15 protein-coding genes are annotated in these 25837 nt (G+C 47.9%); 5 read left to right on the top strand and 10 right to left on the bottom strand.

Features of this window, described 5'->3' with window-relative positions; translation table 11 throughout:
- Positions 1 to 62: 62 nt before the first annotated feature.
- The 4 genes from LOZ80_RS07165 to LOZ80_RS07150 form a co-directional block, all read right to left on the bottom strand.
- Complete coding sequence (locus LOZ80_RS07165) at positions 63 to 1595, bottom strand: type 2 periplasmic-binding domain-containing protein (RefSeq protein ID WP_238170781.1); 1533 nt, start codon at positions 1593 to 1595, stop codon at positions 63 to 65.
- A gap of 98 nt (positions 1596 to 1693) precedes the next feature.
- A complete protein-coding gene (locus LOZ80_RS07160; protein WP_238170780.1) occupies positions 1694 to 2572 on the bottom strand; it encodes a carbohydrate ABC transporter permease in 879 nt (292 codons plus the stop codon).
- A 1-nt stretch (position 2573) separates the two neighbouring features.
- Entirely contained in the window at positions 2574 to 3566 is a 993-nt protein-coding gene (locus LOZ80_RS07155; protein WP_443147015.1) for an ABC transporter permease, read from the bottom strand.
- Positions 3567 to 3766: 200 nt separating this feature from the next.
- Positions 3767 to 6016 (bottom strand): AraC family transcriptional regulator, encoded by a 2250-nt coding sequence (locus LOZ80_RS07150; RefSeq protein ID WP_238170778.1) that lies wholly within the window; start codon positions 6014 to 6016, stop codon positions 3767 to 3769.
- A gap of 278 nt (positions 6017 to 6294) precedes the next feature.
- Here LOZ80_RS07150 and gap point away from each other — a divergent pair, with 278 nt between their 5' ends.
- The 4 genes from gap to LOZ80_RS07130 all read left to right on the top strand — a co-directional run bounded on the left by gap (position 6295) and on the right by LOZ80_RS07130 (position 11455).
- Entirely contained in the window at positions 6295 to 7350 is a 1056-nt protein-coding gene (gene gap, locus LOZ80_RS07145) for a type I glyceraldehyde-3-phosphate dehydrogenase (protein ID WP_238170777.1), read from the top strand.
- Positions 7329 to 7508, top strand: coding sequence for a GapA-binding peptide SR1P (locus LOZ80_RS07140; protein ID WP_189012196.1), 180 nt, complete (start codon positions 7329 to 7331; stop codon positions 7506 to 7508). Before gap ends, LOZ80_RS07140 begins: the two co-directional genes overlap by 22 nt.
- On the top strand, positions 7505 to 10186 hold the full coding sequence (ppdK, locus tag LOZ80_RS07135) for a pyruvate, phosphate dikinase (RefSeq protein WP_238170776.1): 2682 nt from the start codon (positions 7505 to 7507) through the stop codon (positions 10184 to 10186). The genes LOZ80_RS07140 and ppdK overlap by 4 nt, the downstream gene beginning before the upstream one ends.
- Before the next feature lie 138 nt (positions 10187 to 10324).
- Positions 10325 to 11455, top strand: a complete 1131-nt coding sequence (locus tag LOZ80_RS07130; RefSeq protein ID WP_238170775.1) for an NADH:flavin oxidoreductase — start codon at positions 10325 to 10327, stop codon at positions 11453 to 11455.
- A 345-nt stretch (positions 11456 to 11800) separates the two neighbouring features.
- Here LOZ80_RS07130 and LOZ80_RS07125 read toward each other — a convergent pair whose 3' ends face one another.
- The gene (locus LOZ80_RS07125) at positions 11801 to 12634 is read right to left on the bottom strand and encodes an amidohydrolase family protein (RefSeq protein WP_238170774.1); all 834 of its coding nucleotides are present in this window, start codon (positions 12632 to 12634) and stop codon (positions 11801 to 11803) included.
- Between the two features lie 3 nt (positions 12635 to 12637).
- Positions 12638 to 14509: an ADP-ribosylglycohydrolase family protein gene (locus LOZ80_RS07120; RefSeq protein WP_238170772.1), complete on the bottom strand. Its 1872-nt coding sequence runs from the start codon at positions 14507 to 14509 to the stop codon at positions 12638 to 12640.
- A gap of 118 nt (positions 14510 to 14627) precedes the next feature.
- Here LOZ80_RS07120 and LOZ80_RS07115 point away from each other — a divergent pair, with 118 nt between their 5' ends.
- On the top strand, positions 14628 to 15521 hold the full coding sequence (locus LOZ80_RS07115; protein ID WP_238170771.1) for an AraC family transcriptional regulator: 894 nt from the start codon (positions 14628 to 14630) through the stop codon (positions 15519 to 15521).
- A 50-nt stretch (positions 15522 to 15571) separates the two neighbouring features.
- Here LOZ80_RS07115 and LOZ80_RS07110 read toward each other — a convergent pair whose 3' ends face one another.
- From LOZ80_RS07110 to LOZ80_RS07095, 4 genes are all read right to left on the bottom strand, one after another.
- Entirely contained in the window at positions 15572 to 16762 is a 1191-nt protein-coding gene (locus LOZ80_RS07110) for a stalk domain-containing protein (RefSeq protein ID WP_238170770.1), read from the bottom strand.
- A gap of 1632 nt (positions 16763 to 18394) precedes the next feature.
- A complete protein-coding gene (locus tag LOZ80_RS07105) occupies positions 18395 to 21961 on the bottom strand; it encodes an S-layer homology domain-containing protein (protein ID WP_238170769.1) in 3567 nt (1188 codons plus the stop codon).
- A gap of 163 nt (positions 21962 to 22124) precedes the next feature.
- Positions 22125 to 23204, bottom strand: a complete 1080-nt coding sequence (gene bglB, locus LOZ80_RS07100; RefSeq protein ID WP_238170768.1) for a beta-galactosidase BglB — start codon at positions 23202 to 23204, stop codon at positions 22125 to 22127.
- Positions 23201 to 25816 carry a discoidin domain-containing protein gene (locus LOZ80_RS07095; RefSeq protein WP_238170767.1) on the bottom strand — a complete coding sequence of 872 codons (2616 nt, stop codon included), beginning with the start codon at positions 25814 to 25816 and terminating at the stop codon, positions 23201 to 23203. The genes bglB and LOZ80_RS07095 overlap by 4 nt, the downstream gene beginning before the upstream one ends.
- Positions 25817 to 25837: the final 21 nt, after the last annotated feature.

Raw genomic sequence — 25837 nt, 5'->3', positions numbered from 1 at the left:
AAGAGAAAACCCGACAACGCCTAAATTACGGCACGATCGGGTTTGAATGGTTGTCGACTCTCTTATTTCGCTTTCTCTTTGTAGAAGTCGTTAGTTTCTTTAATATGCTGTTGGAAGCTTGTATCATCTTTAAATTGTTTCACGAATTTGTCCCAGTCCTCAAGGGAGTTTTTCCCAATGATGACGTTCACGATCATATCATTCAGCTTCTTATCCCAGTCAGCGCCTTTTTCTTTGAATGCTGCAGATTTCATCAAGCCGTAAGTCGGATCTGGAATGGAACTGATCGTATCGATAACTTTTTTGTTTTGTTCAAGCACGTCAGTTGGAATGCCGGAAATTTTGGCTCTGGAATACTTATCGAAGTATCCGGTTACCCATTGTCCTGTCGTATCGCCCGAATAGCCTTTTTTCTTGCCTTCTTCCGTTTGCTCAACACTTCCGTCCGGCTTCACTTTGTAGTCAACATCATTGATGCCATAAGCAGCCAAGTTGTATCCTTCAACGGATGCCGTATAGTCGTAAACTTCAAGAATTTTCTTAAGTTTCGCCTCGTCCACGGATTTTTTATTGATTAAGAATTGTCCGTAATAGCCGCTGGCTTGCTCATAGTAAGCTTTGCCATCTGCCGCTTTTGGCATTTCAACAGCAATAAGATTAGCCTGTGGATTTACTTTTTGCAGTTCCACGTTGTATTTGTAAGCATCAATGACATTTGCAATTGCCACGCCTGCTTTCCCCTGCACGAGCATATCTTTGATTTGCGCTGTTTTTAGAACAGGGAAATCAGGTAGAATGCCTCCTGCTTTGTATGTTTTATTCCAGAATGTCAACGCGTCTTTGGCTTGGGACGTCCACCAGTAAGGGACTAAGCTGCCGTTCTCATCCTTCCACTTCGTTCCCGTTCCAAACATGGAGAGCACATAGCTGGAAGGCCCGGGAGAACCAGGCATAACAGCGCCGTAGGTATCGGCTTTGCCATTGCCATCCGGATCTTTTTTGGCGAATGCCTCGAGAACTGTGTACAGCTCATCCATCGTTTTGGGCTGCTGCAAACCAAGCTTATCCAGCCAGTCTTTGCGGATCAGCAGTGATTCATGGCCGTCCAGCGGCCGAACACGTGGAAGCGAGTACAGTTTGCCTTTCAATGAAGCGTTCTTGTAGACGTTTTCCGGATATTTGGCCAAATTCGGGTAGTTTTTAATATAAGAACTCAATTCCCAGAAAGCACCTTGATCAATCGCATTCAGGAACGCAGGCGTTGCATTGAAATCTTCCACAAAAAGGACATCCGGCAAGTCGCGGGATGCGAGCAGCGCATTTAATTTCTCCGAAATTTGAGCGGATGGAATCCAGCTCAGGTTCAGATTGACATTCAGTTTCTCATTCAGCTTTTTGACAGCTTCCAGCTCTCCCGTTGGTGCCGCGGCGAAAGCTAGTGTCGTAATCGAGATGTTCGTTGGCGCTGCCGGTTTGCTGCTTGCTGTGCCAGCTTTCGTTTGTCCTTCATTCGTTCCTTTGCTGCAAGCCGCCAAGGAAGCGACCAGTCCTGCTGCTGTTAAGATGACAGCCATTTTTTTAACCATTGGTTTCATGTAAAGACCTCCCGTTATATGATTACTATACTATCAAATCAAACGTCCTGTCGCACGGTCATCTCGAACCCGCCTCACCCCTTTCAAAGCGGAAGCCATTATCCTTTCACAGAGCCAACCATCATGCCTTTGACAAAATATTTTTGCAAAAACGGATATACCATTACGATCGGTAAGGAGGAAAGGACGACAGCAGCCATTTTGATGACTTGCGGCGGAACGGTTCGTTCACTCTCCAACATCGCAGCCATGGAAGGATCGGCCATTTGTGAAGCTGAGATCAGCAGCATTTGGAGCAGCACCTGCAGCGGACGCAAACTGTCACGATTGATGTAAAGCACTCCGCTGAAGTACGTATTCCAGTACGCTACTGCGTAAAATAAACCGAAGGCGGCAAGCGCCGAAACTGAAATTGGCAGCATGATGCGAAAGAACACGCCGATATCCGAGCAACCATCCATTTTGGCTGCTTCCTCCAATTCGTCCGGGATTTCCTGATAAAAGTTTTTCATCAAAAAGACGTACCATGCACTAGTCAAAGCCGGCAAAATCAGCGCCCAAATGGAATCCATTAACCCCAAGCTGTCTACGAGCAGGTAGTTCGGTATCATCCCCGGATTAAAGAGCATCGTCATAAGGATCGCGACAAGGAAAAACTTTTTCCCTTTTAAGCGTTTGCGTGATAGTACGTACGCCAATGCACTGGTTACAATTAAACTTACCAAGGTGCCGAACACCGCCAGAAATCCGCTGACCCCCATAGCGTGAACGAAGGCATTCGTTGAGAAGATGTACTCGTACGCTGACAAGCTCCATTTCTCTGGAATCAGGACTAGCGACTTCGTCAAATATTCGGTAGGATCGGCAAATGAAATGATAACGACATATATAAAAGGCAGCAGCGTTACCAGCCCGACTATCGTCAATACGGTATAGTTCAGCGCATTAAAAATTTTGGCTCCCATGCTTTTATCCATCTTAGTAAAGTCCCTCCTCTCCGAATTTCTTGGCTAGACGGTTCGCTGAGACGACCAGAATAAGCCCTACAACTGATTTGAAAAGTCCTGCGACTGTCGCGTAACTGAAACGTCCTTGTTGAATACCAACACGGTACACATACGTATCAAATACGTCTGCAACTTGAGCAACCGGTCCGCTTGCCATCAAATAAATTTGCTCAAACCCTACGTCCATTACTTGTCCCAAACGTAAGATGAGCAGCACAATAATTGTGCTTTTGATGCCGGGAATCGTTACATTCCTCATTTGCTGCCATCTGGTAGCCCCATCAATCTGCGCCGCTTCATACAGCTCCGAGTTGATGCCCGCAAGCGCTGCCAGGAAAATAATCGTGCCCCAGCCCGCTTCCTTCCATATGCTCTGCGCCGTCAGCATCGCCCAGAATAAATTCGGCTCCGTCAGGAATTGAATTTTTTGCCCGCCAAATTCCACGATCAATTGATTGACAACGCCGCTGCCTTCTCCAAGAATCAGGAAACAAATTCCGACGATAATGACCCATGACAAGAAATGCGGCAAATAAATGACCGTTTGAATGAATTTTTTGAAAGCCAGCTTCCTCACTTCATTCAGCAGCAGAGCCACCACGATCGGAATTGGGAAGAAGAAGACGATATTCAGCAGGCTGATCGCCATCGTATTGCGGAACAGCAGCATGAAATCCGGATTGTCAAAAAACTCTGCAAAATACTTGAATCCCACCCATTCGCTATCCCAAAAGCCCAAATAGGGAGAAAAATTCTGAAAAGCCAGCAGTAACCCCCACAGCGGGACATATTTAAAAATAAGGAAAAATAAAAGTCCCGGCGCAGCCATTACATATAAATATTTGTCTCGCTTCAATGCGACCTGCCATTCCTGCACCCAAGATTTCTTGGGATGCGCGCCTTCGCTCCGTCCAGCTGGCAGCGCTTCTTGAAGCCGTTCCAATTGACTATGCGACAATGTCATCACCTCTCGTTATGTCGTTTGCATCTCGCCTTCTTGCCTGAAACGATCGTACATGACCACAAGCCATGCGGACAATGACCAATTCTTAACCGCATTCTGCGCCCAGGCAAAAAAAGAGGAACCCCGCAGCAGCGGGGCTCCTCATGCTATTTGTCACTTTTTTTGCCTCTAGATCAGGGTTGGAACAATAATTGTGCATCCTAGTTTTCGCTGTCTGCTCCCCGATACTGGCCTGGGGTAACACCGATATGCTTTTTGAATACACGAATGAAATTCTTCGTCTGGTAACCCACTCGCTCCGCGACATCGGAAACCGACAAATCAGTCGTATTCAGCAGCGCAATGGATTGATCAATACGCGTCTTCGTCAAGTACTCAATAAAAGAGACGTCCATGTTCTTTTTGAACAGCTTGCTCAAATAGTGCGGACTCAAGCCGCAAATTTGCGCACATTGGTCAAGCGACAGATCAAAGTGATAGTTTTCCTCGATGTAGCGGACCACTTTCTGGATCAACTGTTCATGTTCCTGATGCTGTTTGCCATGTACGAAGGCCACAATGGGTTCAACCAAGCAAGCTTTGAACCAACTGTTTAATTCTAGAATGGTGCTGATTTTGCGGATATGCAGATAAGGATCTGAACTCTCTTCCCCGAACAGTTGATTCGTATCAAGCCCCAACAGGTAAGCGGTGCGAATAGCTGCCGTGAGCAGACGATAGTATGACATTTGAATCAACTCCGGCTTGTGAATCGCCTCCTCCATCGATTTGGCAAATTCATCCATCATCCGTTCTGCTTCTTCCCGGTCGCCAAGCTGCAAGGAATTCTCGAAATGCGTTTCGATTTCCAGTGGATAACGATAATGGATCTCTGAATGGCCGCTGCCGCCGGTATGGGCGATCACTTGATTCCCCCCAACGATCATGCGGGAACGGACAGCGAGCAGCGCTTCCTCGTATAATTCAGGCACTTCGCCAATCCTCTCGCTTTGTCCGCTTAGACCAATCGTCACCGATAATCTTAGGTAATCGGATACAAGCACCCGCAATCTTTCGGAGAAAAGTTTAATGCTCGAATCTCCCTCTTCCGTCTGCATCGGATCACAGAATAGCCAGACAGCAACCTGATCGTTCAGCAGATTGATGACGATGCCTTCCATTTCCTGCGCTTGCAGCAGTTCACTGACGATGTTCTTCACCGCGAAGACGATTAAATCCCGATCCTTCTCCTGAAAGCGTACCCCACCATCTGTTTGCAAATCGAAGGCAATCACGATCACACTGCTCTCTCGCTCGGCAGGCACATCATACCTGCGCAGCATGCCCGCAAGCTGATCCGGAGAATAGTGAAGAAACCGCCCTTGCAGGAGCTGCAGCGCAAAAATTTCGCGAATCAGCGGCAATTGATCACTAAGCTGCTGCTGCAAGTCATTTGCCGTAGAACTAAGTTCTGCCCAGCGTTTATGCATGAAGCCAACTTCGTCCGCCTCAGCGTCATCCGCTTGGCCCCCTTTGACATGAGCCACGAGATTCTGAATCGGCCGATACACCCGCCGCGTCCCCCATAAGGCGAATAAAGCTCCGAACACAAGGCAGACGGCAACAATAATTAGTGTAATCGTCGCGATACCATTTGATTTGGCATTCAATTGCTTGATTGGCACCATATTAATGTACTGCCACTTGTTATAAGAGGAAGTAATGGAGGTAACCATGTAGTCCGTCTCATTGTAGGCAAAAGCAAACCGCTGCTCGGAACCCTTCTGAGCAACCAAATCAAACAAGCCTTGCGGCACCTCGTCACTGCCTGTTGAAGTAACCAGCTGCCCCTTCGCGTCCAGAATAAACATCTGCTCTCCGTCATAGCTGATAAATCGGTTCATGATGTTTTGAAACTGTGCTTCATCAATACGTATGAACAGCAGTCCGATCGGCTGCTTGGCTAGAAGCGGTGCCTTCGCAATTAAGGTTACCCCGTTCACATTGTAGCCAGGCAAAGCTGGATAAGGACCGATCACCCATTTGAGCTGATCTTCCGAGCTAAGCTCCTTCTGCAGGGCATCACGTTCCGGTTGGCTCTCAATTTTGCGGCCGCCATAGATCGGCGAAGTTAAATAGCCTTCATCCGGTACGTAAATCGCGACATCCCCCGCCTCTTTGTTGCTGCTCATCAGCGCTGATAATTCGCGGGCAATACCGGAGTAAAGACCGGAATAATTGGTATTTTTCAACTCCGTCAGATTTGAGCTGAAAAAAGTGCCCAGCAGCATTTGAATACCGTTGTTCTGTATGCGATCCAATGTCGAATCTATGGTGGACGAGACGTTATTGAGAATCCGCACATTCGATTGATTGACTTCGCTTTGCACCGCCGAGGCGGAATATAAATAGCTGCCTATTCCAACAACAAGCACAGGGATAATCGCCACGAATAGAGCCAACGTTACCATGTTGCGAAACATCGTTTTACGCTGAAAGAAGCGTTTCCAATTGAAGTTAAGTACTTTGCGCAGGACGATCACCTCGCTAACAGATTAATGAGCATTTTAATCGGTTAGCGGCTTAAAATCAATCACTTTTTGCAACGACATTCATATAATGTGTCATATATAATTTAAAACCTCTATTTCAATGATATTTCAATGCGATTTAATTATTTTAACATTATATATTGTGTACTATATAGTTATATGTTACATTAATGACGTACTAATTAAAGATTTGGGGGATGGAGATGCGAGTTGGAATTAGTGGAACAGGCAGAATAGGAAGACTGTGTTTGAGAAAGGCTTTAAGCACAAAACAACAGGATTACGAAGTAATCGCAATCAACTCCACAAGTCCCATTCATGTTCTTGCCCATTTGTTGAAATATGATTCGGTTCATGGTACTTGGGATGCAACGATTGAAGTGCTGCATGACAACTTCATCCAGATCAACGGACAGCAAATCTCCGTCATCAGTGAAAGAGAACCTGATCTATTGCCGTGGAAGGATTACGGCGTTGAATTGGTCGTAGATGCAACCGGAAAGTTTAATCATCGGCATGGCGCTGAACGGCACCTATTCGCCGGAGCCAACAAGGTTGTGATCACGGCACCTGGGACGAACATGGATCTGACTGTTGTCATGGGCGTGAACGAAGATCGATATGACCCCAAGCAGCATCACTTGCTATCTGCTGCCTCCTGTACGACCAACTGCATCGCACCCATTCTACATATTCTGGATGAAGCTTTTGGCATTAAGACTGGGTTTATGACAACGGTTCATGCCTTCACGAATGATCAAAATCACATGGATAACCCGCATAAAGATCTCAGGCGTGCGAGGGCCTGCACGAATGCTATTATTCCAACTTCAACCGGCGTTGGGAAGGCGCTAGTTGATGTCATTCCTCATCTCGCTTCCCATATCCAAGGCGTATCTATTCGCGTACCGACGCAAGATGTCTCACTGCTCGATCTTCAGGTTGCAGTCGGCCGCAAAGTACAAATCGAAGAAGTGAAGCATGCCATCCAACAAGCGATTGCCGGGCACATTGGCACTTATGTGGACTACAATGAATTACCTCTAGTTTCTGTCGACTATATTGGAAACGACAAATCCGCCATCATCGATGGGCTTAGCATTATGACGAATGAAGACCAGATCAAGCTGCTGGCTTGGTATGACAATGAATGGGGTTATGCGAACCGAGTCCTTGATTTCGTATCCTATATCTCGCGCGCTGAATCCTTAAATTCGAAGGAGGAAAAACAATGTCTAACACAAATGATGTAAAATTGGCGGCCATCCATCGCTATGATCTTGGTGTTATTATTTGTAAATCTTGCAATGAAGTGATTGCAACCTTGCCTACGAATGGATATAAAAAGTTTTATAGTTTGTGCTGCTCCATCACATGCATAGAAAAAAATAAGGAGGAAAACAAACGATGAGCAAGACGCAAGTAATTCCCTTTCAAGATGGCCATGCTTCAATGAAAGCTTTATTAGGAGGAAAAGGAGCCAATCTAGCTGAAATGACACGTGCTGGCCTTCCCGTTCCTCCGGGTTTTACGATTACAACCGAGGCATGCTTGGCTTTTTTCCAAACGGGGAATCGAATCTCAGACGAACTGCACGAACAGATGACAACCGCCCTCAAACAGCTTGAGAAACAGAGAGGACTATCGTTCGGAGATGCCATCAACCCCCTGCTCGTTTCCGTACGTTCCGGTTCAGTCTCCTCGATGCCGGGAATGATGGATACCATTCTAAATCTCGGGCTCAACGATACAACCGTTCAAGGATTAGCAAATCTTACGCAAAATGAAAGATTCGCTTACGATTGTTACCGTCGTCTGATTCAGATGTTTGGCAATGTGGTTCTCAGCATTGAATCCCGCCATTTCGAGAAGCTTTTGCACCATTTGAAAGAGACAGCTTGCGTAGAGCAAGATCAGGATGTAACAGCTGAGGGTTGGAAAGCGCTTATCGAAGCTTACAAACAATGTATCCTAACGCAAACAGGCCGGGCTTTTCCACAAAATGTCTACGAGCAGTTACGAATGGCCGTTGAGGCTGTTTTTAAATCCTGGAACAATGCTAGAGCTCAGATTTACCGTAAAATGCATCGGATTCCCGATGAACAGGGCACGGCCGTTAACATTCAGAGCATGGTATTTGGCAACATGGGCAGTAATTGCGGTACGGGGGTTGTTTTTACGAGAAACCCTTCTACGGGTGAGAATACGTTTTTCGGTGAATATTTGATCAACGCTCAGGGGGAAGACGTCGTAGCAGGTACCCGAACGCCGCTTGCGATCCAAGCGCTGAAAAGCGAAATGCCGGGAATCTATGAGCAATTGTTTAAAGCCTCCAAACAGCTTGAGAAGCACTACAAAGATATGCAGGACATTGAGTTTACAGTGGAAAATAATAAGCTTTACCTGCTGCAAACACGCAATGGAAAACGAAACGCCCAAGCCGCGCTGAAGATTGCTGTGGATATGGTTCACGAAGGATTAGTATCCAAGCAGGAAGCCCTCGGGCGCATAGAGGTGGCGCATCTTGATCAGCTTCTGCACAGAGGCATCCAAGAAGATGCGATCAAGGATGTGTTGACCAAAGGACTGCCAGCATCGCCGGGAGCAGCGGTTGGGCAGCTAGTCTTTGACGCGGATACGGCCGCTGAATGGCATCGTGCCGGCAAGATGGTCATTCTGGCAAGAAGCGAAACGACACCCGAAGATATTCATGGCGTGATCGCCTCCGAAGGCGTTCTTACGAGCCGTGGAGGCATGACGAGCCACGCTGCCGTTGTCGCTAGAGGCATGGGCAAACCTTGTGTATGCGGCTGTGAGGACATCCGAATATCATCTGATGAGAAGCAATTGCTGGTTGGGTCCAGCGTCCTGAAAGAAGGTGACTGGATCACATTGGATGGTGCAACCGGACGCGTCATTGCTGGTGCCATGCCCTTGCAAGAAGCCCGAATGACAGATGAACTGCTCGTCATGCTGGCTTGGGCGGATGAGATTCGGTCGTTAAAAGTCTACGCGAATGCAGACAATCCGGAAGACGCCATACTAGCAAGACAGCTAGGGGCGCAAGGGATCGGATTATGTAGAACGGAGCATATGTTTTTCTCCCCCGCTCGTCTGCCTGTCGTTCAACGCATGATCCTGGCAGATGACAAGGAGGAACGATTGCGGGCTCTTGCCCAGCTGCTCCCTATGCAGCAGTCGGATTTCGAAGGTATTTTCGAGGCAATGACTGGCCTTCCTGTCACGATTCGCTTGCTTGACCCGCCGCTGCATGAGTTTCTGCCAAACCTGGAAGATTTGCAAAAAAGACATGCTCAACTGACTTATGATCAGACTGGAACAAACGTAGAAAGAGAGGAGATCGCCAACCTCCTCCGCAAAGTACAGGCTCTCCATGAAGCCAATCCCATGCTGGGACAGCGGGGCTGCCGTTTGGGTATCGTATTTCCGGAAATTTATGACATGCAGATTGAGGCTATTTTCCGCGCTGCTTCCTCCTGTACAGACAGAGGCATCCGCGTACTTCCCGAGATCATGATCCCACTCGTTGGGCATGCCAACGAACTGAAAATCGTCAGAGAACTTGTTGATTTCGTAGCGGAACAGGTGCTGGGGAAAGATAAGCTCCGTGATTGTCCGTACAAAGTGGGGACCATGATTGAGGTGCCGCGAGCGGCGCTTACGGCACGCCAAATTGTCGCTTATGCCGATTTCTTCTCCTTTGGCACGAATGATTTAACTCAGATGACTTTTGGTTACAGCCGCGACGATGCCGAGGGAAAATTTCTATCCCATTATGTCGATCACAAGCTTCTTCCGCATAATCCTTTTCAAGTGCTCGACACCGAAGGGGTGGGACAACTCATTGAACTGGCTGTGAATGCCGGACGTCTCATTAAGCCTGCGCTTAAAACGGGTATATGCGGGGAGCATGGCGGCGATAAAGAATCGATTTTCTTTTGTCATCTGACCGGTTTGGATTATGTCAGTTGCTCACCTTACCGCATCCCCTTAGCTCGAATTGCCGCTGCGCAAGCGTTCATTCAGCATGGAATCAAGGGGCAGCAGCGCGTCTCGCTGGCAATATGAATGACGGAGCTAGAATCAGATGGAATCGGGCGATACTGGCGTATCCCTATGAATTTAGTCCGAATTTATGGTATTCTAACTTCATCAGTGATGAAGTTTCGTTGCTTCGCTGAAATGCCTGTTAAAGGAGATAGATCCATGACCAACCCTAACACTCCTGCCGACTCCGTTTCGGTACTTCCCTTATTTAAGTCCTTTCACTCGGACCACTTGGACTTAACCAATCGCATCGTCATGGCGCCCATGACACGCGGTTTCTCACCTAATGGCGTTCCTGGGCAAGACGTAGCGGATTATTATCGCCGCCGCGCCGAGCACGGCGTAGGTCTCATCGTAACCGAAGGTACGCTCATCAACCATCCGGCGGCGGGCGCAAGCCCGAGTTTGCCGAACTTCCATGGGGAAGCCGCCTTGCAGGGCTGGGCCAAAGTCGTAGCTGGCGTACATGAAGCTGGCGGGAAAATCATTCCACAGCTCTGGCATGTAGGCACAACACGCGCAGTCGGCAGTCAACCGAATCCGGAAGCTCCACCGGTAGGCCCATCCGGCCTTGACCTGAACGGTGTCAAAGTATCCGAGCCGCTAACGGTAGATGAAATTAGCGCGCTGGTCGCAGCCTATGCCCAAGCAGCCGCGGATGCGAAGCGCATCGGCTTCGATGGCATCGAGCTTCATGGCGCGCATGGTTACTTAATCGACCAGTTCTTCTGGGAGAAAACAAATCAGCGCAGCGATCAATATGGCGGAAGCCTCGTTGCCCGCTCCCGCTTCGCGGTTGAAATCGTAGAAGCTTGCCGATGCGCCGTTGGCCCTGACTTCCCGATCGTCTTCCGCTTCTCGCAATGGAAAAGTTCTGATTATACTGCGAAACTGGCCAACACGCCCGAAGAACTTGAGCAGTTTTTAACGCCTTTAGTGCAAGCGGGTGTCGATATCTTCCACTGTTCAACCAGACGTTTCTGGGACCCTGAATTCGAAGGTTCCACACTCAACCTAGCTGGCTGGACCAAAAAAATCACAGGCAAACCAACCATCACCGTCGGCTCCGTAGGGCTGGATGCAGAATTCACGAAGCTCTTTCAAGAGGGAGCTGGCGCCAACGCAGTTCATCTCGGAAATCTGCTTGAGCGATTGGAGCAAGGAGAGTTCGACTTAATCGCCGTCGGCCGCGCCTTGCTGCAAGATCCGCAATGGGCGGAGAAAATCCGCGAAGGCCGCACGGATGAACTGCTGCCATTTACGCCTGAGTCAACACGAACGCTGACTTAATTAAAATGAACCTAGCCTGCAGGACTGCGGCTAGGTTCATTTTATTCTACGATCCCATGGAGTCGAATTTTTCTGGGTGGTGGAGTAGGATAGAGGGTTGGGAGAACGCTGAGAGTAGCTGTGAAGGAAAGTAGCTAATTGGCTTGGGCGATGCGGCAGCACGTCCAAGCTAAAAGGAACTACGATACGCTATTTGTGACAAATCGGCTGATTTGGCTGTTACGCGGAACTATAATAGCGAACTGTAGTTCCCTCCGCACGAGGCAGCTGGGGTAACATTCATACAGAAAAGACCGTCATATCATCCTGACGGCCCTTCTATGTCGGTTAAATCTGCAATGCCGACTATTCGCCAACGCCATAAAAGCGCGCCGCATTGTCTCCGAATAAGGCCGCCTGCGCCTCTTCAGATAAATGCGCAGGCAAAGCTTGAAGCAGCGCCTCGTAGACCTCATCATAACTGCTGGCGAGCAAACACACCGGCCAATCGCTGCCAAACATAATGCGATGTGGGCCAAACATCTCTACGACGGCGTGCACATAGGGAGCCAAATCCTCCCATCGCCAAACTGGATGATTCGCTTCTATGACCAGTCCTGACAGCTTACACATGATGTGAGGAAAAGCAGCCAGTTCGGTGAGCTGCGACTTCCATGGTTCGATCAAACCAGCCGCAATAAAGGGTTTCGCCGCATGATCCACCACAGCCCTAAGTGTCGGAAACCTCCGCAACAGCTCCAGAATATAAGGAAGATGCCTTGGCCTAAGCTGCAAATCCAGCGGAAACTCGTCCTCAACTACCCGTTCGAGATGATCCAGAACGCGTGGTCGAAGGATCCAATCATCCTCCAAGTCCTGAAGCATTGGGCGAAAGCCTACGAATCCTCTGTGTTTGCGAAGCTTGGCGTACTGCTCGGGGAAGTGAGGGGAATCGAGATCCAACCACCCCACTACGCCAGCGATACTATCATGCTCCTCATACAAAGAAAGCAGGAACTCCGTTTCCGCTACCGTAGGTGCGGCTTGCACGACAATTGTATGCTCAAAGTGGTAGCGCTGCCGTGCATCTGCCAATCGTTCCGGCATATAGTCCTCAAATAGAATGCCCTGCTCAGGGGCCAACCAGCCATAATCGCCACGTTCTGTTAGCCAATAATGTTGATGAGCATCAATTCTCATGGTTCACCCGAACAAGATATCTGTAAAATAGTAATGCGGTCCAGGAATGCTGGTCTCCTTAATCGCCACTGGCAAAATATAGACCTCTAGAGGACTGCCATTCCTTACTGCTTCTACTTCCACCTTGTAGCTTCCGGCAGCTAATGTTAGCTCAATCAATTGTTCATCATGAGCCCGGTGATACGCCGGCATAAATTCCAAAATTTCATCGCAATTGATGACAAGCTTGCCATCTAAGATGAGCTTAACCGGGCTGTTCGCCGCTGCGATAAGTCTGACCGTGCGAGGCTCAGGGTTAAATAGCGTCGTTTGCGCACGGTACACGCCATCATCCTCGGAAGCAAGCGCCTGCTCGAGTTCCAGTCGGTTTCCAGTGACGTAGACCTCTTTCCCCTCCGTGTTATTCGGTCCCCAGACGGTCCATTTGGCCGCATTGACCAGCGCAAAAGGCACGCGATGAGCCGTCCAAATCGAAGCATCATGCGAACGCGTCCATACACATGTCAGTTCATAACTCGGTTTAGCCGTTTCAGAAGCGCATACGAGGGCATTCCACTCCGTGGACTCGTTAGGCTGCAAGCTAACTTCTACCGCAGTTGGCCCCTCCCAACCATCTGGCAATTCCAAGGCCAGCCAACCTGTAACAGGCGTCAAAGCACGATTGGTCAGTGTGATTTGCAAGGTTTTCGTTTGATTTACACCGATCGCCGGACCTGTTTGGCCAAAATCAATTTCCAACTCGGCATCCGCGTTCTGCTGTGTGCCAAGAGGCAGCAAGTAGTGATTAGCCGTTACTTTCTTGGTCCAAAGCTCACGAATGCGCGAAGCCTGCTCTACCTGGACAGGCTGATCCCACGACGTAGGCAGGTCGGGATGAACGATAATCCCCGTGTCCCAGGCAGCGAGTATTTGTTTGCCCATACGGATTGTGCGCTGCGTGAGTTCGTCCAAATTCTTCGGCGCGGGAAAGCCTTTAATCGGCGGGCTGACAACAATGCGATCCCCAACCGGATCTACCCATGCAGCAGGCAAGCCTTCTGGCCCTAGCAGCATGCCTAGAATGGCCCCCAGCGTAGCTGCCGTGCAATCCGTATCATAGCCGCAATTAACGGCTTTCAAGATGGCATCTTCGAAATCTTCCCCATACAACCAGCCGAGGATGGTGAAAGCAATATTTTGCGGAGCATCGGTGAAATTATCACTGCCATGGTGTTCCAAAATCAAGGCGCGCGCTTCGAGCCAGTCTTTCCCTTCTTGATGCCAGATCAGCAGATCCTTCAAAGCTTTGGCCGTACGGGAATCTTCCGGGATATAGGTCATCCCTATGGCAATTAAACGATCCCGATCCTTCTCGAAGAAAATGGCGCTTTCCAGCGCAGCAAAGAACATTTCTCCGTATACGCCTTCACCGCCTGCATGATCAACGATCGCATCTTGATAGGCATAATGAGCTGCTGTTTCCGGTGATCCGGGAGTTACCATCGCCCAAATTTCAGAGCGAATCGGCGAACCCATACAGTTCGTAAATGGATTATTGAAAGCTCCTGCAACCGGCGCAACGAGTCCTCTGCGCATATTCGTAATCGCGTAACCGTATTCATCAAAAGGGAAAAAGACATGCTCCAGCCATTCCTGACCTAATTCACGCGCAGTCAAACCAGGGCCGTACTGCTCCAATGCATGCAGCCACACCAATTGCAAATCCAAATCATCATTTTCCAGCGGCCCGTCCGGCAGCTCCGGATAGTAGGTCAATGTGAGCAGTTCTTTCACGCCTTCGACAGGCGCGCCGAGCGTCCCTCCGATATTTTTACCCAGCCATCCTCCATATACAATGCGATAGTAATCCTTTTCATTAAGAATCTGACAGCTCATGTAGAAACCTCCGTTATTTTGATATAATGGTTATGAGTTCATCATACGTGCGGTTTCGTTCTCAATCCATGTACATCAATTAGACTTCAAAATAATAAATCTCGGAGGATGTCATGCCATGTACTACTCTCTATCGCGATTGTCCAAGCTTGACGTCATTTGGGCGGATCTGTTCGATACCAAAAACAGTTCCTTTTACCGCGAGCAGCATCATAATCCCTATTACGAGCTGATTGTTATTGCTGACGGAACGGTACATCTGCAAACAGGTGAAACCCGCATGAGTCTGCATGCCGGCCAGTCGCTGCTAATGCTGCCTTGGGAATCGCATACCGGCTGGAATCCGGAGGAGCGGCAGGGCCAGTTCTTTTGGGCGCAATTTTCTTGCGACCCCGGCCTGAATGAATTCCTTCTGGATCAAGCAAGCCAACTAAATATTGTCCATGCCGAAAGAACCGAGCTGCGTACGACGGAAATGAAACATGAGGATGTATTGGTCGTTCCACGTCAATTCCAAGCGATCCAGCGCTACAAACTGCTGGGGTTGTTCGAAGAACTGGTATCGACCATGAAACAGCCTAAAGGCTATTTCCGTTTCCATGCGACCCTGTTGTTGGGCGAGATTCTGCGGCTCATTGCTAGTGATTTTCTGGAGCAGAGTGCTGTGGATACGAATTTTTCAGCTTCTTATATCACTTTCCGTGGACTGGTCAACCACTTAAACAATTCCTATGAATCCGATATTTCCAAAGATCAGCTGGAGCAAGTGTTGAATCGGAAATATGAATATTTGTGCCAAGTGTTCAAACGCTATGCCCATACGAACATCCATCATTACATCCATCAGCTGCGAGCGCAGCGCGCCAAATACTTGCTCCTGAATACGGGCAAAAGCGTGAAAGATATCGCCGAAGAAGTCGGTTATCAGGACCCCTTTTATTTCAGCCGGATGTTCAAAAAAATCGAAGGAACTTCACCCCAGCATTTCCGAGGGGCAAGTTCTAAGAACTAGCAGTGAAGGCAGCCGGTGCAATGACCGGCTGCCTTCTTAAGGTTTATGATTTAATTGATGTACTCACTAACTTTCGCGCCTGCAGGGTTATAGAGCTCGACCGCATCGGATTCTGTATCGTTCCAGACCTCCGATGTTGTCCAAAGCAGGCTTCGGGAGTACGTCCGGAATTCCGTACCGTTAACACCCGTTTGTTCATAGGATTTACCTTCTTTGCCGCTAAGGAGCATGACATAAGAATCCGGGTTCAATACATAGCTTTCTTTGAACGGATATACTTCCTGGCCGTTTACACTTATAACTTTCCAGCCTTTAAGATCGATTTCCTTGGTGCCCCGATTTTTCAACACAACGAACTCCGCCTTCTTGTCGCGTTCAACGATAATCATGTCAGATTGTACATTTGGCGTCGAAGTAGTTGGCTTTGCAGCAGGAGTAACCATTGGATCAGCAACGATCAAATTGATTAATCCCTGACGGTCCGAGTTAAAATTGATGCGCAAAACTTGAATTCCCGTCACGTCCAAATCCACGGGAGCAGCATTCTTCCCTGCGGTGATGGCATCAATGACGAGAAGTTCCTTCCCGTCACCGATGAACTTGATCGTTCCTGACGCCGTATTGGACAGCGTGCTGTCATCGGCCCCGACAAAAGCAGTAAGCTTCACGTATTTGCCATCTAACGGGTATTGAACGGTTCCACCTGTTTTGATATTCGGAGGATAAGGATGATCATGATGGTAAAGACCTAATCCCTTTTTATAGTTCGTGCCAGCAATTTGAAAAGCAGGTTTATGCACAGCCGTGTTGTGGCCTTTTCCCCAGCTGTTTACGTTAAGCATGCTAGCTTCATCTTCCTTGGTCATCCCGGTCAAATCTGTCAAATACACAGCAGCTTCTGTTCCTGTAGATGTCGGATTGCTGCCGTTCTCGTTCCCAGCATTTGTATTTGTATTCTCCGGCTGCTTCCCGATCCAAATCGTCTTGGATGTGCCATTCCAACCAACCTCCTTGCCGAGAGATTCACTCACGAAACGCAATGGCACATACGTTGTCCCCTTATAGATAAACCCTTGTCCTTGTTCTGCCGTGGGTTGCTTCTCGACCCCTTCGAAAACATACTTCAACTTTTCAAAATAAACCTCGATCTGTGTCCCGCCTGCCGCATAGGCTACGGTTGCCCCTAGCATAAGACATGTGGTTACAACGCCTAACATAAAACCTTTTAAACTGGATTTCATCGTAGTTCCCCTTTGGCATGTATAATAATTCCTTACTTATAATACCATTACAGGAAGTCAAGCTGTCAATGGAGATTATTAAAACTGCGTACCAGACAACAGGCGGAATCTTATTACATTGGATAAATCCAATGTAATCGTGAATTTGGCCGCCAATCGGGCTGGTAGATTGGATTTATCCATTGAAATCCTCAAATCTGCGGCGTTTTTATCAGATCCCATTGGATAAATCCATTGTAGATGCGAATTTAACCGCCAATACGGCTGTTGGATTGGATTTATCCAATCAACAGCGTGAGGCGTTCCTTAGACAATGGACGTGCTACCGCACAGTCCGAGTATTTCAGCTACTTTCCCTTGCAGCTACTCTCAGCGTTCTCCCAACCATCTGTCTAAACTAGTTAACTTCAAGATTCCGTACCAGACAACTGGAGAAATCTTATTACATTGGATAAATCCAATGTAATCGTTAATTTGGCCGCCAATCGGGCTGTTGGATTGGATTTATCCATTGAAATCTTCAAATCTGCGGCGTATATGGCGTTTTTTATCAGATCCCATTGGATAAATCCATTGTAGATGCGAATTTATCCGCCAATACGGCTGTTGGATTGGATTTATCCAATCAACAACGTGAGGTGTTCCTTAGACACTGGACGTGCCACCGCACAGTCCCGATATTTCAGCTACTTTCCCTTGCAGCTACTCTCAGCATTCTCCCAACCATCTGTCTAAACTAGCTAACTTCAAGATTCCGTACCAGACAACAGGCGGAATCTTATTACATTGGATAAATCCAATGTAATCGTGAATTTGGCCGCCAATCGGGCTGATAGATTGGATTTATCCATTGAAATCCTCAAATCCGCGGCGTTTTTATCAGATCCCATTGGACAAATCCATTGTAGATGCGAATTTAACCGCCAATAAGGCTGTTGGATTGGATTTATCCAATCAACAACGTGAGGAGCTCCTTAGACAATGGACGTGCTGCCGCACAGTCCGAGTATTTCAGCTACTTTCCCTTGCAGCTACTCTCAGCATTCTCCCAACCATCTGTCTAAACTAGCTAACTTCAAGATTCCGTACCAGACAACAGGCGGAATCTTATTACATTGGATAAATCCAATGTAATCGTGAATTTGGCCGCCAATCGGGCTGTTGGATTGGATTTATTCATTGAAATCTTCAAATCTGCGGCGTATATGGCGTTTTTTATCAGATCCCATTGGATAAATCCATTGTAGATGCGAATTTAACCGCCTATACGGCTGTTGGATTGGATTTATCCAATCAACAACGTGAGGAGCTCCTTAGACAATGGACGTGCTGCCGCACAGTCCCGATATTTCAGCTACTTTCCCTTGCAGCTACTCTCAGCGTTCTCCCAACCATCTGTCTAAACTAGCTAACTTCAAGATTCTGCTCCAGCGGGATGGGGAGCCCCCCAATAAGTTACCTCTTATTTGCCCAAAGTGGCCCTATTTGAATTTACAACTCAGTTCGGCAGATCGTCAAAAAAGCACTCAGCCAATGAATCCAACAGTTCCATAAAGGAACTTCAGCTCACAGACCAAGTGCTTTTTAATTTTTAAAATTTTAATAATTCATTCAAGCGAATCGTGCTGATATTTACTTCGTTGGATCTGGGTAAACATCGACAGTGATTGTTTTCCCACTTGCTGTGATCATGGTCACGGTAAAGGATGTGACTTCTACAACGGACCCGTCAATCGCAGATTTGGCAGGTTTGTAGACATACTTGGCGTCCCCGCGATTCAGCCGTACGACTGGATTCTTATTCGGATCGGCATTCGGTACGGTTGAGAACACCCAGTCGGTTGGATCAACACCTGCTGGCAGAGCTTCAACAGCGTTCGATTTGCCATTTAAACTGTTGACGCCAGAACTATTATACTCAACTGCGATGTAGCCCGAATTAGGTACAATCGCCTCATTCGCCCATTTGACATTGCTTACAAAAAACTGAATGCCGAAGATGGGGGCGACACGGAATACGGAGCTGTTTTTGAATCCATTGTTACCATACTGATCCATTAATGTAATATTGCTGAACGTTTGTTTTTGATTCAGTTTGCCGCTATCATTACCTGCCCAAACATTAATGCCGTCTGTCGTGTTCTTCAGTGCTGACAGCCAGATGTTTTTCGCCTTGCCGTTATAAGTTGCTGTTAGCGTACTAACGGTCAGCGCATCATCTTTAATTGCAATACTATCGAGGAAAGCGACTTTGCTGCCAACATAGTTAGAAGGTTTGAAAACTACGGAAATACTTGTTGTCCCCACATCTTTGCCACGAATGCCGTACCCATCTGATAGGTTGCCCGTTTGGCCATCTGCCTTAGGCTTAATGACAACAGATGAAGCACGCGTATTCGACGTTGTGATGGAATTAAGCGCTTGAATCGTGTTGTTCGGCAGTTGTACCACGTTGCCACTGGCATCCTTGGCAGTAAGTACCACTTTACCCGAGAACATGTTTTCCAAAGAATAGGCTTCTGTCGAGTACACATTAGAAACAACGGTCGAACTTACGTTGGAGATCACATTATTTTCTGCGCCTTTCAGCGTATCTTTGATCTTATCAACGGCATAGATTCCATTAGCAAAAGGCGTCAGCGTATACACCAAATTATTGGCCTCTTTGCCTTTAATCAGCTGCGTAGAACTTACGGCTGTTGATATTAAGGATGCTGTTCCGGCAGCTACAGCAGCTTGATCTCCTTTGAATAACTGAGCCACAACCTGATACGTTCCTTCATTGTTGTTATCCGTTTTGGCGATGAAGAAGAAGTCTCGGTCACGGAAGTAGCCAAAATCGGCTGGTGCCTTACCAGAGTCATAGCCATCAGCAGTCCCGTCTACGCCTTTTACAATGAACGATGAATTAACGGTATCCAAGGTATTCGCCCCCCGGACTACATACACAGCATCCGTGACCGTTCCTGATGTTTTGGCAAAACTCAATTTCATCGAATAGCCTCTGTAATCGCGATCGAAATCTTCATTGTATTGATCTTTGAACTTCAATCTGAAGGCATTTTCCGTTCTACCGTTCACCATCTCGATGGAGGGCAGCATTTTAGCCTTAGGCACGACGGATAAATAGACCGTTTTCGGGAAACGCTTGGCTACGATATTCGTCGTATTCGATGCTGTTTTTCCACTTGTATTCACAGATGCCTTGACCGTTAACTGTCCTTTATTTTGATCTGTCAACGTTCTTAAGTCAGACACGCGAATTGTACCTCTATTTGCACCGCTCTTCTCGATACCGCCAATTAGTTTGCCAGATGCGTCTTTGGCACCAATTGTCGCACTGCCGTTAGCAAAACCATAAACAGTGATTTTGTCGGCATTCTCTATGACATCATCTGTGCTAAGAATGTTACCACCTTGGTCTTTGACCACGATAGGCAGATAGAAATCATCGTCGCCAACAGCAACGGTATTCGGGAAGTTGCCTACGCTGATATCGTATGGAGCTTTGGAAGCTGCCACTTTCAACACTTTGGTCGCTGCTTGACCAGAACCGAATCCGGCCACAGAAAGCGTGACATCTTCTACACTAAATTGGCTGAAATTTGCGGCAGCTCTAACTTTCAACTCTGGAATGCCGTCGCCTGTTTCATCCGCTATAAAACCGAATCCATGTGGTGGATACGTCGCTGCAGTATCAATGACTCCCGCTGCTGTGGAATAGGCATTGGCATTCTTGGTCAATACATCAAGATCTGTCACTTGGAAGCCATATTGGTCAAAAGCTTTGTAAGGAACAGTGACCACATCACCCGCTTCAAACTTCGTTTTCCCATTGACATAAGCAATCTCGCCTAATTCAATCTTGCTGACGGTTTGCGGATCGCCAACAGTAAACGTTTTGTTCGCTTGAACCGTATAATCCGGCGCGATGATCCTGACTTCAAATTTGGAATCTCTGCGCAATTTATTCGCGTAAACCGCATTCGTCACATCAATCGTCAGTGACTGCGAATCACCAGCAGGAATCGCATCCAGTTCTGGGCTGGTATATAAGCCGAATATGGCCGCACTAATATCGGACACTTCCTTGTACTGATTCGTAGCTTTGAAAGTCAGCTTAATTTTGCCTTGGGCCACCGTTTCAGCGGCAGTTGTAAAATCAATTTGCGTTATTTTCTCATTCGAAACGGATACTTCCGCTGTGCCCTTGTCGATCGTCAATCCGCCATCTTTCACTGCTTCCAACTTCAGGGTGTAGATGCCTTCCGTCATTTTGGTATCCAATGTGATCGTGGCTTCGTTTTTATTGGCATTCCATTTCGCTGTGCTCGTTACGGCTGATCCTGTTATACTGCCACGAAGCACGGTAACAGTTAGCTTCGTGGTGTCGGCAATCACACCGTTTAATTTCAGCACAAGTGTTTTCGCACCTGTGACTTTGAAATCAGCGACAGATACTTTGGTGACAGCCGGACCTCCAGCTTGAACCAATAGATACGCCGCATAGGCGTAGTTAACAAGCTGCTCGCGCTTCGCAGATTTCGTATAATCTGCTGCACTGGTCATAAGACCAGCTTTGATAGCTGCGGCTACCTGGCCTTTGGCCCACTCGGATACGGTGCCGGTTAGCTTGGACGTATCTGCTTCTTCTGCTTGCAGTTTGAACACACGAGCAAGCACCGAAGCCGCTTGCTCCAACGTTACGATACCATTCGGAGCGAATTGGTCTTTGGCAACACCTTCCATGTACCCGGCTTTGGTTGCAGCTCCGATAAATCCAGCTGCCCAAGCGGCATTGTCCAAGTCTTTGTACGTTTCGCTCGATGGCTTATCTTCCTTCAAGCCATTCAGCAAAACAATCGTCTTGGCAAGCTGCGCTCGCGTCACTTCTTTATCAAGCCCTGCTGATCCGGTGTCATCGGTTCCTTCCAAGATGCCTTTTTCTTTTAAAACATTAAACTTAGCCTGTGTGTCCATTTGAGGTGCAGCCGGTTTCGTGGATGGAGTTTCCGCTGGTGCAGTGCCTGCAGGAGTCGTAACCGTTGGTGCTGCAGCTGCCGGAGTCGCAGCCGCTGGTGTCGCAGTTGCAGTCGGAACTACATCTGCATAAGCCAGATCAACGGAAGCAAACAAAGAGAATACCATTGCAGATGCTAAGAGTACGCTTACCTTTTTTTTCATAACCATTGGCTTCATTTTTCCTCCATCATTTCGTCGTAATTTCAACCCACTTCTGATACACAACCGTCACATGCAAACGCTTACCAAAAAGTGCCCCCTCCTTCCATTCCCTTAATCAAATGATAGTTTAAGGGAGCGGAGGCCACATACTAGTTATTTAAGCGGTTATTAAACAAACTTAAGGTTTTTCAACTTTTAATTTACAAGCTTCAACCATCAATAAGAGCGTCATCGACTGACCGTAAGGCATCGGGCATTGTTTGATATTGCGATAATAGTCCAAGTTATCTTTCAGCGCCGTTCCATAGGATACGCCATGCACGACACCTTCCTCATCTATTTTGCCCAGCACGCCATCCAAAGCTTTAAGTCCAACTGCCAGATAGCGCTCATCGATAAAGCCTCGTCGCACTGCTTTTAGTATCCCATAGGCGAATGCGGCAGAAGCCGACGTTTCCAGATAGGAATCCGGATGATCCAATAACGTATGCCATAGCCCGCTTTCATCCTGAAGTGCTGCTAGCGCTTGAACCTGTCTTTCCAAAGAGGAAATCAGAAATTGGCTGATCCCTTCCGGTAGGGGAGCAATGTCCAGGTAGTCCACCAAACCCGCCGTGTACCAAGAGTTCCCTCTAGCCCACAAAGCACCTGCGAAATGATGATTCCCGATAAACGTCCAGCCATGATAAAACAGCCCAGTTCGAACATCGGTTAAATATTTGAGATGCACCAGAAACTGCCTGATACTTTCCTGTAAATAGGGATCCTCATCCAGCAGAACGCCCATCCGAGCAACGAATAGGACTGTCATATACAATGTATCATCCCATAGCTGGCCTGCGTTGAGATTTCGGGTCACGATATGTTGAAAACCGCCTTCCTCTGTCCTTGGCAGCTCTTCCATGGCATAAGTTACCCATTCTTTGCAAAGTTTCAGATAGGTTGGATTGCCGGTCTCTTCTGCCAGAAAACTCAAAGTTAACATGGGGCACATCGTGTTTACATTTTTGTCCGGCACCCCCTCCCCAATACGCTTGTCAAACCATTGGATCAACTCGTCTTTAATCGCTTGATTGCCGGTTTCCTTATAATAGGAATACAAGGCAAACAGCCCTACACCTTGGGGCCACTCCCAGTTATCCATAGACACTATACCAATCGAGACGCTTTCTTGGAAAGCTGGCTTTAACTCTTTCATCTTTCGAATCAGCTTAGCGATAATATCTTCGTATTGATTCACTGTCATAGATTGAGTCATCTATCAATTCCTCCTTGAATGTTGGCCACGGCTTCCGGACCAAGACGGTCCATCAGCTGCTGCACATATAAACTACGTGGAGTCACATGCTGCCCCAAGCTTTCCCAATAGGCTTGCTTGCGCTCCCGGGGATCATAAGGACAAGGAAGCAGCGGCTTGCCTTGTCTGCCGACATGCCCGATGGCATAGTTTTGCGCGGTTGGAGGCTGCTGGGAGACCAGTTCGTTCGTTGTGTTCCACGCGACATAATTAGCGCCTGCCCAACCCTGACCGCTGCCGAGCCAACCACGGTCTTGAATGTGAATCCGTCCATTCACATTGTCATACAAACAGCCAACAGACCACCTATGATGAGGTTCGCTTGTGTTGTAATCCAGCGTCGACTCGCTGTCTAGGAATACGTTGGGCCCGGCTACTCGCGCGTCAACCGCGAAGGCGTGTCTGGCAGTCTCCGTATATGCGCGCTGAACCAACGTTAGTTCGCCCATTAGATGAAATGGATACCGACGTCCCCCGGTAATGACGCTGATAAACGCCAAGACGACGCAGTCTTGTATGGTGACCCATTTGGCATTGCGGCCGACTTGTACGAGCGCATGCTGCAGATGTAAGCCAACAATATCGCGAACCCAACTATTTGTGACATTATCCATATAAATAAAATTGATCGCGTGATCCTCATCCGCCAAATAAACCGTATTTCCTTCATTGCCATCAATTCGCGTGTCCGTAATACTTGGATCATATTCCACGTCTACCCGCATGTTCTCTACTCCGACATGCTCGATTCGGCCCGAATCCTCATATTTCACGACAGAACCCCAGCCCCATTGCTTCTCAATCGCATTGGCGATAGGCGCGTCCAGTTGCAAGCAATTCCCTTCGATATGTGTAATAACGCGGTCAAATTCCAAATGAAATGGCGGCCATTGTACCGTTCCCCCTGCCACCGGGCGCATCCGAATCGTATCCATGCCAATCGCATGAATCCAACGTTCATTGCCGAAACGAAGCACTTTAACCTTGTTGCCTACGCTAAAGTTGGAAGCGTTTCTCACATGAATCGAACGCGAACCCGCAGGAACATACAAATCGATAATTGTTGTATGGGTATCAGGCAGCATGCCCGGAGCTGAAGTTCCGGCAATCTCAATGAGATTGCGTTTTAATTTGCCCGTTGCGTACAGCAGTGTTCCATTCTCATCTGTCCCCTCACCCCGGAGCACGATGCCGCTTGCCTCTATCTTCAAGGAACCGCTTACCCGGTAAATGCCTTTCCTCAAAAGAATCGTCCCCCTCAATCCTTCGGCGGATTGCGGCCAAGCAGCTACGAGATTTATCGCATTCTGAATGTGCTCTGTATTATCCCCATCAACAGCTGACAAACTCAGAACAGGCTCCACAAACGGTATTAGGATACCTCCTCCGCCATAACCGCTATTGGAGAAATCAAGTATTTGATTGCCCTTGTAATCAGGCACATACGTCAGCTTGCCGCTTTCACCTAGATAAACGATCTGACTTTGGCCAGCCTTGCCAGCAATCCGATCTAGCACAGTGAAATAAAAGGCATCGTAAAAGATCAACTCGTCCGTCAAAAACAGTTCAACACGCAGTTGATAAGTCCCGGCTTGATCAGCTCTGCCTGGGAAGGGGAACGTGTACTCCGTTAACGCTTCGATCTGCTGCTTGTGCAAGTGCGCCAAGGCTTCGCCTGTTGCGGCATGCAGCAACACAGCTTTCACAGTCATTGCATCCGCAGGCATAATATGCAGTTCAGGAAAGCTGCTGCCAGCAGCGATTATCGCTGGATGACCGATCTCCATCGCCATAGCGGGATGCGTCAGCCAGATATCCGCCAATGGCTCAGAAGGATCGTTGACATCGATAAAGATCGAGGTCTCTTTGGTCACACCTTGCCAAGTTACCGTCGCTTTCATGTGCGCGACACCAACCTTATGGGTGGTAAGATTGCCCATCTCATCGATGGAAGCCACACCCGAATGCCTGCTTTCGAATGCGATACTTCCGCCCACAAGATCGGCTTCCTCACCGTTTGTCAGAATGCCTTTTATATGGAGTTTCAATTGGCTATTCGTTTGCAATGTTAATGTGACTTCATCCTCATATTCGTTAAACTGCGGATCACAGAGGATGACTCTCTCCAGTAAGGGACCGGTTGGGATATCCAAGTTGTCGTGGATCTCCAACTGAATCAGCTGAAAATCGCGCTCCGGATCAAATAAATCCACCTCAAGCTTCACGTATCTTCCTGCAACCTTAGAAAACAGAGCGATATCTTGCGTGCTTATTCCTCCACGAGAGGCATCGCGCTGGAAAGCTGTTTGCCACAGCAGGTTATCTGGAGAATAGAGAATGCGATATCCGCTTATGAATCCTGACGCCAATTTAAGATTAACCTGATTGAAAGGTACGTTTTGACCCAAATCTACCATCAGCCAAACACGATTGTCATCCATCCGATCCGAGCCTAATGGTTGCCATAAAGTACTCATATCCCCGTCAACTGCATGACAACTGGCAGCATCCGCGCTTTCCGAACTGCAAGTGACTGTGCGATGCAGTGCCAGGTTTGCCAGTAAAACAGACATGTGACTCTACCTCCATTACGT

The sequence above is a fragment of the Paenibacillus sp. HWE-109 genome (genome assembly GCF_022163125.1).
Taxonomy (GTDB): Bacteria; Bacillota; Bacilli; order Paenibacillales; family NBRC-103111; genus Paenibacillus_E.
The sequence above is the reverse complement of the archived record's forward strand: the minus strand, read 5'-3'. Positions and strand labels throughout refer to the sequence as shown.